Source organism: Rhodococcus sp. MS13 (genome assembly GCF_013277835.1).
GTDB classification, from domain to species: Bacteria; Actinomycetota; Actinomycetes; order Mycobacteriales; family Mycobacteriaceae; genus Rhodococcus_F; species Rhodococcus_F erythropolis.
This window is the reverse complement of sequence record NZ_VBTL01000009.1, coordinates 511,898-523,518: the sequence shown is the minus strand read 5'-3', so window position 1 is coordinate 523,518 and position 11,621 is coordinate 511,898. Positions and strand designations below refer to the sequence as shown.

Here is an 11,621-nt window from a genome sequence, read left to right as displayed (position 1 = left end):
CGGTGACCCTGCACACAATCCGTCCGGTTCGTTTGGCGAAGAACCCGAAACCATCGCGCCATCGCGCCGATAAATGCGCCAGCCACGACCCGCACAAACACGGCCGACAACGCAAGAACCGCTAATGTCGTTATGTGTCTGCAACCCAACGTGCTCGCTCCGGGGTACCGCTGGACAAGCGATCGCTCATCGTGACCGTCCCCGGCCTGCCCTGGTGGGGAGTGATCCTGCTTGCTGCCGGTGTCACCGCCGTCGGCGTACTGATCGATGCAACCGGAGGCGGCGGCGAGCTCACCGCGGTGTTCTCGACGTTCTACTTCCTGGGCTGTCTCTTCGCTGTGGTTGCCGCTTCGAACAAGGCTCTTTTCACCGCGATGGCCCAACCTCCGTTGCTGCTCTTCGCTGCGGTGCCGATCGGGCACACGCTCATCGGCAAGGACAACAGCACCGCACTGCGCGACATCGCGATCAACATCGCGTACCCGTTGGTCAACCGCTTTCCGATCATGTTGGCCGCAACCGTCGTCGTGCTGATAATCGGCGGTTTCCGGTACTTCCTGCTCAATCAGCGTCCCACCGGGCCTGCGCGCTCGACCCGCTCCCGCCGCTCGGCGACCGCCACTCGAGACTCCTCTGCGGCTGCCACGCGAGAACAATCCGCACCCGAGACCGGGCGTCGCCGCAGAGTCTCGGACGCGCCCGTCCCCGGGCCCCCGCGTCGCCGCGCCCCCGAGGTGGACGAACAGCCCGCTTACCGAAGCGCTCCCCGGCGCGAACCGATCGAAGACGATCGCCCGCTGCCGCCCCGGAGAAGCCCACTGCCGCCCAGGGTCGATCGCACGCACCAACCGCCTACGCGTCGCCCTCAGCCGGACAGCAGACCGACAGCAGACGACGACTACCCGTCGTACGGTCGCCGCCGTGCGCCCGAGCCCGCTCCGTCGCCCAGGCGTGAGGAGCGGATGGAGCCCTTCTTCGCATCGGGTGACGACGTATCGCCGCCGCTGCCCCCTCGCCGCCGCCCACCCGGAGTCGATCTTCCGGCGTATCCGCCGCCGCGAGTTCGGTACCGCGATCGCGAAGAGCCCTGACAGACGAGCCCAGCAGCAAAAAATGCGGGGCACCTTCCAGATGGAAGGTGCCCCGCATTTTCTTGTTCTAGGACGTGCGCGCTGCTCGCAATTCACGGGGAAGAGCGAACACCAAGGTCTCGTTGGCTGTGGTGACGGGCTGAACGTCGTTGTATCCATGCTCGGCAAGAAGTTCGATCACGCCGCGCACGAGCACCTCGGGCACTGATGCGCCCGATGTGATGCCGACGGTCTGGACACCCTCGAGCCACGCGAGATCGACCTCACGGGCGTAGTCGACCAGGTACGACGCGGCAGCGCCCGCCCCGAGCGCGACCTCGACCAGGCGAACCGAGTTGGACGAGTTCCGTGAACCCACCACGATCACGAGATCGCACTCGGGAGCCATCGCCTTGACCGCGACCTGACGGTTCTGCGTGGCGTAGCAGATGTCGTCGGACGGCGGGTCCTGCAGATTGGGGAAGCGCTCACGCAGGCGCGCGACAGTCTGCATCGTCTCGTCGACGCTCAGTGTGGTCTGGGAAAGCCAGATGACCTTCGACTCGTCACGAACCGTGACCGCGTCGACCGAATCCGGGCCGTCGACGATCGTGACGTGATCGGGAGCCTCACCTGCGGTGCCCTCGACCTCCTCGTGGCCTTCGTGGCCGATGAGGAGAATGTCGTAATCGTCGCGAGCGAATCGCTTTGCTTCCTGGTGCACCTTCGTGACCAGGGGGCACGTAGCGTCGATCGTGCGCAGGTTCCGCTCGGCAGCCGAGTCGTGGACGGCCGGAGACACACCGTGCGCTGAGAACACGAGGAGTGATCCTTCCGGAACCTCGTCGGTTTCGTCGACGAAGATCACGCCTTGATCTTCGAGCGTCTCGACGACGTGGCGATTGTGGACGATCTCCTTACGCACGTAGATGGGTGCGCCGTGCTTCTCGAGCGCCTTCTCGACGGTCTCGACCGCGCGGTCGACGCCGGCGCAGTAGCCGCGAGGCTCGGCGAGGAGCACGCGCTTGGCGCTGCCCTTGCGGGTGGACGGCGAATCAGCCGAGTGCGCGATACCGAGATTGAGAGGAACAGCCGAAGACATGTGACCAGCCTACTGGCACCTCGAACGTGAGACACTCCGGCAAACGTGAACACCTCGGTTTCGGGCTCCGATCGAAGGTTCCGAAGTAAACGAGTACGGCCGTCACAGGCAAGTCGGCTACCGATTGTCGGAGCTTTGCGGCAAGCTGTGGGAATGATCCGACCACCGTTCGTGGCGCGCGTTGCCGCGGGACTCGCCGTCACCGCGATGGAAGAGGCAAAGAAGTTGCCCACCACCGCTGTCGCCCTGCCGATGACCGCCGTGAGCCAGATGCTGCAGACAAGCATGCGCGTGCAGCAGTCGATCACCTCGTTGGCGATCAAGGGCGATCAGGCATTTGCACTGATCAACTGGTCTTCCGAGGACGAACAGCCCGAGTGGGCGGTCTTCGACGAAGACGCCGACGCTCCCGCGGACTCGGCGTCTTCCACCGGGTCGACCACCGCTGACACCCCGACCAACGCCGGACGCTTCGCGCTCTACTCGCTCGAGCCGACTGCCCCCATCGAGGAGCCCGCACCCGGCGCCGAGTCCGAATCCGCGGCAGCTACGACGGACGGACCTGCCGATGAGCCCGAGATCGTCACCGAACTCGACTACCCCAACCTCACACTCGCACAGCTCCGTGCGCGCATCCGGACGCTCAGCATCGACGAGCTGACCGCCGTCCTGGACTACGAGAATGCGACGCTCGCCCGCGCACCGTTCCAGACCATGCTCACCAACCGCATCACCACAGCCAAGGCAAAGTGACTTCCGCAACGCCCCCCGCTTCATCGCAGCGATCGTCCGGCGCCAGCAGCGCTGAGCAGCCGTGGCCGGTCCGCACGGTTTCCGCCAAGGTCGCCGGCTGGATCGATCGACTCGGCAGCATCTGGGTCGAAGGTCAGATCACACAGATCAATGCACGCCCCGGTACCCGGACGGCCTTTCTCGTTCTGCGTGATCCGTCGGCAGACATGTCGCTGTCGATCACATGCTCACCACAGTTGTTGCACAACTCTCCGGTGCCGTTGACCGAGGGCTCGCGTGTGGTGATGTTCGGCAAGCTCTCGTTCTACACCGGACGCGGAACGGTGTCGTTGCGTGTCACCGAGATTCGCGCCGTGGGAATCGGTGAGCTGCTGGCCCGCATCGAGAGACTGCGCGCCTTGCTCGCCGCGGAGGGCTTGTTCGATCCGAGACTCAAACGGCCTCTTCCGTTTCTGCCCGGCACGATCGGCCTGATCACGGGCCGAGCCAGCGCGGCCGAAAAGGACGTCGTCTCGGTCGCCCACCGTCGCTGGCCCGCAGTGGCTATCGCGGTGCGTAACACCGCCGTGCAGGGCCCCACTGCTGTTCCCCAGATCATCGAAGCGCTGAAGGAACTCGACGCCAACCCAGTAGTCGACGTCATCATCCTCGCTCGCGGCGGCGGTAGCGTCGAGGATCTCCTGCCGTTCTCCGACGAAGCGCTGTGCCGCGCCATCGTGGCCTGCACGACGCCGATCGTCAGTGCCATCGGCCACGAGCCGGACAGCCCGCTCAGTGACCACGTCGCCGACCTGCGCGCAGCCACACCCACCGACGCGGCCAAGCGCGTCGTACCCGACGCGGTTGCGGAAGCTGCTCTGGTTGCCGATCTTCGTGACCGCAGCGCTGCGGCACTGCGCAGCTGGGTCAAGCGTGAGTCTCATCTGATCGAACAGTTGCGCACTCGACCGGTCATGGCATCACCGCTGCTCGCGGTGGACCGTCGCGCCGAAGAGGTCGAAAGGCTCCAGGCCGCCGGGCGACGCGATGTGACTCGGTTGATCGACTCCGAGTCCCGAACGATCGAGCATCTGCGCGCCCGGCTCACCACTCTCGGCCCCGCCGCGACGCTGGCCCGCGGGTACGCAGTCGTGCAACGTGTTGTCGCCGACGGCGATCCGGAGGTTCTGCGCTCGGTCGAGGACGCGCCACCCGGAACCCAGATTCGAGTTCGACTTGCAGACGGCGCCGTTCGCGCCGCAGTGATGGGAAGAGAAAAATGAGCAACGCCACCGACACCGACACCGACATCAACGAACTCGGCTACGAAGCAGCCCGCGACGAATTGGTGAGCGTCGTGAAGATTCTCGAACAGGGCGGCCTGGACCTCGACGCGTCACTCTCACTGTGGGAGCGAGGCGAAGCGTTGGCCAAGCGCTGTGAAGAGCATTTGGCCGGCGCCAGGGCTCGCGTCGAAAAGGCTCTGGCCGAAGCGGACGAGTAACGTCCGCTCCGACCGGAAATCCTATGGCGTGATCGGCTGCGCTGCGCCGACCTTCTCGGCAAGAATCCGGAACTCGTCCGGCGTCGCCGCGCCCGTGAGCAACAGGCGAACATCCCCGACGTCCGTGACCCAGATCGACTCGACACCTTCGCCGCCGAAGACGTTCCACGTATCGGCGCCGACGGTCTCGACTCCGGTCGCGAATCGCTGTCCACCGGCAACGTGTGACACCAACGGGAATTCCTCGGCGTTGCTCTGTGTCAGCTGAATGTAGCGACCGCTGGTCGTGATGAATCCCACAGTGCTCGAATCTCCGCCACCGTCGCCGGAGATGATTTTGCGACTGCCGGAGTTCGGGGTCCACCCGTCCGGAACACCGGGATTACGGATGGGAAATCCGAGTTCCTTCGCGTCGTAGTTCAGAGCAGCGTCCACGTCGACGCTCGGGATAGGCCCCTGCGTCGGGCCGCCAGGACTGAACGTGCACTGGCTGGCGATGCCCGCAATGATGATGCAGAACAGCACCAACGGTACGAGAGACCAGACCATGTCTTTGTTGTCTTCGAGAATGCGGGGTTTCTTCGATGCCACACCCCCAGTATCCAGGTACTGCGCAGTAGATACGATTCCCGGTCCCCTTCGAGCGAGACAAAACGTCGCAGCGGCGACCCGACAGCGCACGTAGCCGCTCCCATCTGGGACAATGACGCCTGAAGAAACCACTGCGTCGACACACCCCGTCGACCGCGACCGCGCCAGGAGGCACCGCACATGACGGCCAGCAGCACTCATCGTGAGACCCCGGACCGTAACCTCGCACTCGAATTGGTCCGAGTCACCGAAGCCGGTGCTATGGCTGCCGGCCGCTGGGTAGGCCGCGGCGACAAGGAAGGCGGCGACGGAGCAGCCGTCGACGCTATGCGTCAGCTCGTCTCCTCCGTCTCGATGCGCGGCATCGTCGTCATCGGTGAGGGCGAGAAGGACGAAGCGCCGATGCTGTTCAACGGCGAAGAGGTCGGAAACGGCGACGGCCCCGACTGTGACTTCGCCGTCGACCCGGTCGACGGCACCACCTTGATGTCCAAGGGCATGCCCAACGCGATCTCCGTTCTGGCTGTTGCCGAGCGCGGCGCGATGTTCGATCCGTCGGCCGTGTTCTACATGGAGAAGATCGCTGTCGGACCGGATGCTGCAGATGTCATCGACATCAGCGCACCGATCGCCGAGAACATCAAGCGCGTCGCCAAGGTCAAGAAGGCGTCGGTCTCCGACATCACGATCTGCATCCTGGACCGCCCGCGTCACAACCAGCTGATCCAGGACGTGCGCGACACCGGCGCTCGTATCCGTCTGATCTCCGACGGTGACGTTGCCGGCGCCATCGCCGCAGCGCGTCCCGAGTCCGGCACCGACATGCTCGTCGGCATCGGCGGAACGCCTGAGGGCATCATCGCCGCAGCAGCCATGCGCTGCATGGGTGGATCGCTGCAGGGCAAGCTCGCACCCACCGACGACGAAGAGCGCCAGAAGGCCATCGACGCCGGTCATGATCTCGATCGGATCCTGACCACCGAAGATCTCGTCTCCGGCGAGAACGTATTCTTCTGCGCCACGGGCGTCACCGATGGTGACCTGCTGCGCGGTGTCCGCTACTACGGCGGCGGCGCCAGCACGCAGTCCATCGTGATGCGTAGCAAGTCCGGCACCGTTCGCATGATCGACGCGTACCACCGTCTCGAGAAGCTGCGTGAGTACAGCTCCGTCGACTTCGACGGCGAAGAGGGCGCGGTTCCCCCGACGTTCTGATCGGCTCCGCCCCGTGAGCGGTTAGGGAGTCCCTGCACTCCTTAACCGCTCACGGGGGACGTAGTCCCCTACCCGCCCTCCAAAAGTGGCAATGTGGAGCCATGACGGAGAGCAACGATCAACAGTTCCGAATCGAACACGACACCATGGGCGAAGTTCGGGTGCCCATCGACGCGCTGTGGCGGGCACAGACGCAGCGTGCAGTCGAGAACTTCCCGATCAGCGGGCGCCCACTCGAGCGCACCCAGATCCGCGCAATGGGCTTGCTGAAAGCAGCGTGTGCGCAGGTCAACAAGGACCTCGGACTGCTCGACGCGGACAAGGCCGACGCAATCATCGCCGCCGCGAACGAGATCGCCGAAGGCAAGCACGACGATCAGTTCCCCATCGACGTCTTCCAGACCGGCTCGGGAACCAGCTCGAACATGAACGCCAACGAGGTCATCGCATCCATCGCGAAGGCCGCCGGTGTAGACGTACATCCCAATGATCACGTCAACATGTCGCAGTCCTCCAACGACACCTTCCCCACCGCCACGCACGTCGCAGCCACCGAAGCAGCGGTCACCGATCTTGTTCCGGCACTGGAACATCTGCACGCTGCACTCGCCACGAAGGCGACCGAGTGGAAGACCGTCGTCAAATCCGGACGCACCCACCTGATGGACGCTGTGCCGGTCACGCTCGGTCAGGAGTTCGGTGGCTACGCACGTCAGATCGAGGCCGGCATCGAGCGCGTCAACGCAACACTCCCCCGCCTCGGCGAGCTGCCGATCGGCGGAACAGCAGTCGGCACCGGTCTCAATGCTCCGGATGGATTCGGCCCCAAAGTTGTTGCCGAGCTGGTCAAATCGACAGGCGTCGACGCGCTGACTCCAGCGAAGAACAGCTTCGAAGCACAGGCCGCGCGTGACGGACTGGTCGAGGCATCGGGCGCGCTGCGGACCATCGCAGTCTCACTGACGAAGATTGCCAACGACATTCGGTGGATGGGATCGGGTCCGCTGACCGGACTCGGCGAGATCGCACTCCCCGATCTGCAGCCGGGTAGCTCGATCATGCCCGGCAAGGTGAACCCGGTCCTGCCCGAGGCAACCACTCAGGTTGCGGCTCAGGTGATCGGAAACGACGCCGCCATCGCGTGGGGCGGCGCTGCCGGAGCGTTCGAACTCAACGTCTACATCCCGGTCATGGCACGCAACCTGCTGGAGTCGTTCACCTTGCTGGCCAACGTCTCTCGACTGTTCGCCGACAAGTGTGTCAGCGGACTGGTCGCGCACGAGGAGCACCTCAAGACACTCGCCGAATCGTCACCGTCGATCGTGACGCCCCTCAACTCGGTGATCGGTTACGAGGAAGCCGCGGCCGTCGCGAAGCAGGCGCTCAAAGAGAAGAAGACGATCCGCCAGGTCGTCATCGAGCGCGGACTCGTCCCGGACAAGCTGAGCGAGGAAGAACTCGACAAGCGTCTCGACGTTCTGGCGATGGCGAAGGTCAAGGACTGAACAAACAAAAGAGTGGCGGTTTCCACTTCGGAAACCGCCACTCTTTTCCCTACACCGTAGTGGTTGCGCGCCATTCGTCGGTGCGATCGGGGCTCGCCTCGGCCAATGCCTTCAACGTCGCTTCACGATCGAAGTCCTTGCCGTACACCGGAGTTCCCGGCTGCTGACGCCAGGAATCGTCGATCGTTCCCGCATCGACAGGATCGAAGCCCAACTGATTGATCAGATCGAACACGACCTGCTTGTTCGCGTCGTCGTCGCCGGCGATGGGTAGCGCAATGCGCCCCTCTGCACCTTCGGGAAGCCCCTTCTCGAGGAGATGCTTCCACCAGATTCCGTTGAACGCCTTGAATACCGGTACACCCAGGCGCTCCTGCACCCATCCGCTTTCGGTCTGTCCGTCCTCGATGGCCGAGATCAGACCGTCACGCTGTTGCGGGTAGTAGTTGTTGGTCTCGATGACCGGGGCACCGGCGACCGCACCGCTGAGGATCCCCGCCGGTAGATCGACCACGTTCTTCTGCGGAATGCTCACGATGACCAGCTCGGCGCCCTCGGCGGCCTCGGTGCTGCGGACTGCCTTCGCGCCCGTCTCCACTTCCAGTTCTGCAAGGGTGTCCGGTGTCCGCGAATTCGAGACGCGCACGTCGTGACCGAGCGCAGCGAGCCTACGTGTGAGCGTGCCACCGATCTGACCGGCTCCGATGATTCCGATGCGCATGACCCTGCTCCTTCGTCGTGTGCAGTGGCGATCGCGCCACCGCTGCATTCGTCAACGACGAGAACGCACCGGGTCATTCCGTACCGACTACTTCAACTCCCGTTGATTCAATCGGTTGACGGATCGAGTTCGAGCCTGATGCGAACACTGACCGGATCGGTCTGCAATCCGCGAAAGGCAGAGGCCGTCAGCGCCGATCTGAACTTCCCCGACGTGAATGTCTTCACCCGCGCCGGGACGTCGTCGTCCGGCATGATCTGGGCCTGTCCGTCCACCCACTCGCCGCGGCGACGGATCCGAACCTTCGGCGTCGCAGAGATATTGGCGCCCCAACCCCTGTCGATGCCATGCTGCGCGATGACCCACGCCTCGTCGCCGTCGTAGGTGATCGCAACGGGCACTCGGCGGGTCAGACCGGTTCGGCGTCCAACCGTCTCGATCTCGGTCATCAACGACGGCATCAAACCGATCCGATTCAATCCGGTGACCAGCGGATTGGCGAAATACTTCCCGACTGCGACTTCGATTCTTCGTTTTCGTGCAACTGACGTCGGTACCGGCATGCCGTTTCCTCTCCTCCGGAGCTGGCGCTCGAAGCAACAGCTCTATACCGCACGATATAACCACTGATCCGGGAGTTTTGCCACCATGAATATCGATCAATACCCACTACCTGCACACAACACTTGACTGTGTCTGTCGGTTACATCTAGTCTCAGATTCGTTCCTATACCGATCGACATACTGGGAGGCAGTGATGAACACACCTCGAGACACCTCGTTGCCATGACCGGCCCGCAGACGCGTTGTCCGATCGCCGCAGCGCGTCGCAAGTGGGGAGTACCAAGAGAATCAGCGGCACCAGATGAATCGAACAGCTCTGCGATTGCATACGATGGCGGGATGGCCGACTCCGATTCCCGCACTCTGATGCTGGTCGGCGCCATCAATGCCTTCCGTGAACACGGGATCGCGACGACCTCGCTCACCGAGATCGTCGAACGCTCGGGAGCTCCCCGCGGGTCGGTGTACCACTACTTTCCCGAAGGCAAAGGACAGCTGGCCGGCGAAGCAGTTGCCTACTTCGGCCGAGGCGTCAGCGCCGCCATCAGTTCGATGATCGCTCAGTCTTCCCCACCGGAGATCATCGACGCGGTTGTCACAATATTTCGAAACAGCTTGGTAGAGAGCGATTTCACCTCCTCCTGTCCGGTCGCAGCCGCGGCGGTGGAGGGCGCGTCGACGCCGGCGGCATTAACTGCTGCGGGCGAATCCTTCACCTCGTGGGAATCGCTTCTCACATCGTTCTTCTGGCAGCAGGGACAGCCGTCCGAGACTGCAGCACAGTGGGCAACCGTCGTGATCGCGTCGATCGAAGGCGCGACTCTGATGGCAAAAGCTCAGCACACCACCGCGCCTCTCGATCGGATCGGCGCGCACCTCAAGGCTCTGGTCTCGGCCCCGAGCTGACCAACCCCTCTACTTCCAACCGCTGCTGCCGTCCGCGCAGGAGCAGAGATGGCGTACAAACATGTCTCACACACTTGCACCGGCGCCCTCGGCGCCTATGATGACCAAGTCCCGTCGATTCACTGCGCTGATCTTCATCTGCCTCGCCGAACTCCTTGTCGTGCTGGACAACACAGTGGTCAACGTCGCACTGCCGACGATGAGCGTCGACCTGTTCGCCAGCGTCAGTGACCTGCAATGGATCGTCGACGCGTACACGTTGACCTTCGCCGGGTTCCTACTCACTTTCGGCCACCTGGGTGACCGCTTCGGACGCCGCCGAGTGATGATCATCGGTCTGATCGGCGTCGGCGCGATGTCGCTCGTCGGCGCTTTGGCTTCCAACCTCGAACAGGTGATCATGGCGCGCGCTGCCATGGGTGTCTTTGCCGCAGCGGTCTTTCCTGCCACCCTGGCCATGATCACGAACATCTTCACCGACGCCAGAGAACGAGCCATCGCCATCGCTGCCTGGACCGCAATGGCCGGCTTCGCGATTGCCATCGGCCCGACGGCAGGCGGTTGGCTTCTCGAGCACTTCTCCTGGCACTCGGTGTTCTGGATGAACGTTCCGGCTGCGTTGCTGGTCATCGTCGGTGTGCTGCTGGTTGTTCCGGAATCGAAGGCGCTTCACGTCGGCCGATTCGATTTCGTCGGAACAATCTTGTCGCTCCTCGGCATCGTCATTCTGGTGTGGACCATCATCGACGCACCACATCGCGGATGGGTGTCGCCATTCAGCATCACGGGATACCTCTCCGCAACAGTGTTGTTGGCGGCATTCGTCGCATGGGAACTGCGCACCGATGCGCCGATCCTGAACATGAATCTCTTCCGAATCCGGCGGTTTTCATTCCCCGCCTTGGCTATTGCGGTCAGCTACTTCAGCATGTTCGGGTTCTTGTTCCTGATCACGCAGTACTTCCAGGGCGTTCGCGAATACTCGCCACTCGAATTCGGCATCCACTCTTTGCCTTTCGCCGCCGCTGTTGCGGTGGGCGCCCCAGTTGCCACCTTGGCGGCACAGAAACTCGGCACGACCGCAGTGATGGTGTTCGGCCTCCTCGTCCTCAGCGGCGGCATGTTCCTGGCCGGCCAGACGACCGTCGAGACGCCCTACCTCGGACCCGTCGTGATCTCGATGGTTCTCATGGGCTTGGGCCTCGCAATTGTCCAGGGACCGGCTACCGACTCCATCATGTCCTCGGTGCCCCTCGACGAAGCCGGCGCAGGCTCGGCAGTCAACGACACGACGCGTGAACTCGGTGGGACCCTGGGCGTCGCCGTCATCGGCTCGATCGTCGCCTCGTATTACACGTCCAAGGTGGCTCCGATCGTCGACGCCATTCCCGACGCCGTGATGTCGGCACAGGAGAAGGGCTTCGCTCGTGAGTCGGTGCTCAGCGTCATCGAGATCCGCTCGCGCGACATCAGTCCGCTCTTCGAGCAGCAGAAGGACAGTCTGATCTACACGATGAAGACCGCGTGCCTGGAAGGCTTCGCCATCGCGTCGTACTTCACGGTCGGCGCAGCACTGATCACCGCGCTGCTGGTCGCGTTGTTGCTCCCCTGGAAGCCGGTCACAGAAGGCTCCATTCTCGGCAGTCTGGCAACCAAGACCCCGAAGTAGCTACAGGGTTTCCCGATTTGTCCGTATCTCAGCCCGCCGTTC

At 63.5% G+C, this 11,621-nt stretch carries 12 protein-coding genes; 8 read left to right on the top strand and 4 right to left on the bottom strand.

Features of this window, described 5'->3' with window-relative positions:
- The first annotated feature begins 134 nt into the window (after positions 1–134).
- Positions 135–1,091, top strand: a complete 957-nt coding sequence (locus FEZ59_RS19895) for a DUF6542 domain-containing protein (protein WP_172933073.1) — start codon at positions 135–137, stop codon at positions 1,089–1,091.
- 67 nt (positions 1,092–1,158) lie between these two features.
- Here FEZ59_RS19895 and FEZ59_RS19890 read toward each other — a convergent pair whose 3' ends face one another.
- Positions 1,159–2,172, bottom strand: coding sequence for a 4-hydroxy-3-methylbut-2-enyl diphosphate reductase (locus tag FEZ59_RS19890; RefSeq protein ID WP_003945273.1), 1,014 nt, complete (start codon positions 2,170–2,172; stop codon positions 1,159–1,161).
- 153 nt (positions 2,173–2,325) lie between these two features.
- On the opposite strand from FEZ59_RS19890, the gene FEZ59_RS19885 reads away from it, so the two are divergent.
- Genes FEZ59_RS19885 through FEZ59_RS19875 form a run of 3 tightly spaced genes read left to right on the top strand, consistent with a single transcriptional unit; the run spans position 2,326 to position 4,408 of the window.
- Positions 2,326–2,925, top strand: a complete 600-nt coding sequence (locus FEZ59_RS19885) for a lipid droplet-associated protein (RefSeq protein ID WP_141488630.1) — start codon at positions 2,326–2,328, stop codon at positions 2,923–2,925.
- On the top strand, positions 2,922–4,187 hold the full coding sequence (gene xseA, locus FEZ59_RS19880) for an exodeoxyribonuclease VII large subunit (RefSeq protein ID WP_003945258.1): 1,266 nt from the start codon (positions 2,922–2,924) through the stop codon (positions 4,185–4,187). The genes FEZ59_RS19885 and xseA overlap by 4 nt, the downstream gene beginning before the upstream one ends.
- On the top strand, positions 4,184–4,408 hold the full coding sequence (locus FEZ59_RS19875) for an exodeoxyribonuclease VII small subunit (RefSeq protein ID WP_019744579.1): 225 nt from the start codon (positions 4,184–4,186) through the stop codon (positions 4,406–4,408). Before xseA ends, FEZ59_RS19875 begins: the two co-directional genes overlap by 4 nt.
- Positions 4,409–4,429: 21 nt before the next feature.
- Here the strand turns inward: FEZ59_RS19875 and FEZ59_RS19870 are convergent, their stop codons facing one another.
- Positions 4,430–4,999 (bottom strand): DUF4245 domain-containing protein, encoded by a 570-nt coding sequence (locus FEZ59_RS19870; RefSeq protein ID WP_029255848.1) that lies wholly within the window; start codon positions 4,997–4,999, stop codon positions 4,430–4,432.
- 180 nt (positions 5,000–5,179) lie between these two features.
- Between FEZ59_RS19870 and glpX the strand changes: the two genes are divergently transcribed.
- Both glpX and FEZ59_RS19860 read left to right on the top strand, forming a co-directional pair.
- Positions 5,180–6,214, top strand: a complete 1,035-nt coding sequence (glpX, locus tag FEZ59_RS19865; protein ID WP_019744581.1) for a class II fructose-bisphosphatase — start codon at positions 5,180–5,182, stop codon at positions 6,212–6,214.
- A gap of 101 nt (positions 6,215–6,315) precedes the next feature.
- Entirely contained in the window at positions 6,316–7,719 is a 1,404-nt protein-coding gene (locus tag FEZ59_RS19860; protein ID WP_172933072.1) for a class II fumarate hydratase, read from the top strand.
- A gap of 49 nt (positions 7,720–7,768) precedes the next feature.
- Here the strand turns inward: FEZ59_RS19860 and FEZ59_RS19855 are convergent, their stop codons facing one another.
- On the bottom strand, positions 7,769–8,488 hold the full coding sequence (locus tag FEZ59_RS19855) for an NAD(P)-binding domain-containing protein (protein WP_172933071.1): 720 nt from the start codon (positions 8,486–8,488) through the stop codon (positions 7,769–7,771).
- A 59-nt stretch (positions 8,489–8,547) separates the two neighbouring features.
- Positions 8,548–9,003 (bottom strand): nitroreductase family deazaflavin-dependent oxidoreductase, encoded by a 456-nt coding sequence (locus FEZ59_RS19850; protein ID WP_020908518.1) that lies wholly within the window; start codon positions 9,001–9,003, stop codon positions 8,548–8,550.
- A 340-nt stretch (positions 9,004–9,343) separates the two neighbouring features.
- On the opposite strand from FEZ59_RS19850, the gene FEZ59_RS19845 reads away from it, so the two are divergent.
- Both FEZ59_RS19845 and FEZ59_RS19840 read left to right on the top strand, forming a co-directional pair.
- Entirely contained in the window at positions 9,344–9,910 is a 567-nt protein-coding gene (locus FEZ59_RS19845) for a TetR/AcrR family transcriptional regulator (protein WP_003945239.1), read from the top strand.
- 97 nt (positions 9,911–10,007) lie between these two features.
- Positions 10,008–11,579, top strand: a complete 1,572-nt coding sequence (locus FEZ59_RS19840; RefSeq protein ID WP_020970254.1) for an MFS transporter — start codon at positions 10,008–10,010, stop codon at positions 11,577–11,579.
- Positions 11,580–11,621: the final 42 nt, after the last annotated feature.

Bases quoted from the DNA above. Each gene is read 5' to 3' on its own strand.
- FEZ59_RS19840 (WP_020970254.1), top strand. From the start codon at position 10,008: ATGATGACCAAGTCCCGTCGATTCACTGCGCTGATCTTCATCTGCCTC.
- FEZ59_RS19860 (WP_172933072.1), top strand. From the start codon at position 6,316: ATGACGGAGAGCAACGATCAACAGTTCCGAATCGAACACGACACCATG.
- FEZ59_RS19885 (WP_141488630.1), top strand. From the start codon at position 2,326: ATGATCCGACCACCGTTCGTGGCGCGCGTTGCCGCGGGACTCGCCGTC.
- glpX (WP_019744581.1), top strand. From the start codon at position 5,180: ATGACGGCCAGCAGCACTCATCGTGAGACCCCGGACCGTAACCTCGCA.
- FEZ59_RS19855 (WP_172933071.1), bottom strand. From the start codon at position 8,488: ATGCAGCGGTGGCGCGATCGCCACTGCACACGACGAAGGAGCAGGGTC.
- FEZ59_RS19890 (WP_003945273.1), bottom strand. From the start codon at position 2,172: ATGTCTTCGGCTGTTCCTCTCAATCTCGGTATCGCGCACTCGGCTGAT.
- FEZ59_RS19845 (WP_003945239.1), top strand. From the start codon at position 9,344: ATGGCCGACTCCGATTCCCGCACTCTGATGCTGGTCGGCGCCATCAAT.
- FEZ59_RS19875 (WP_019744579.1), top strand. From the start codon at position 4,184: ATGAGCAACGCCACCGACACCGACACCGACATCAACGAACTCGGCTAC.
- FEZ59_RS19850 (WP_020908518.1), bottom strand. From the start codon at position 9,003: ATGCCGGTACCGACGTCAGTTGCACGAAAACGAAGAATCGAAGTCGCA.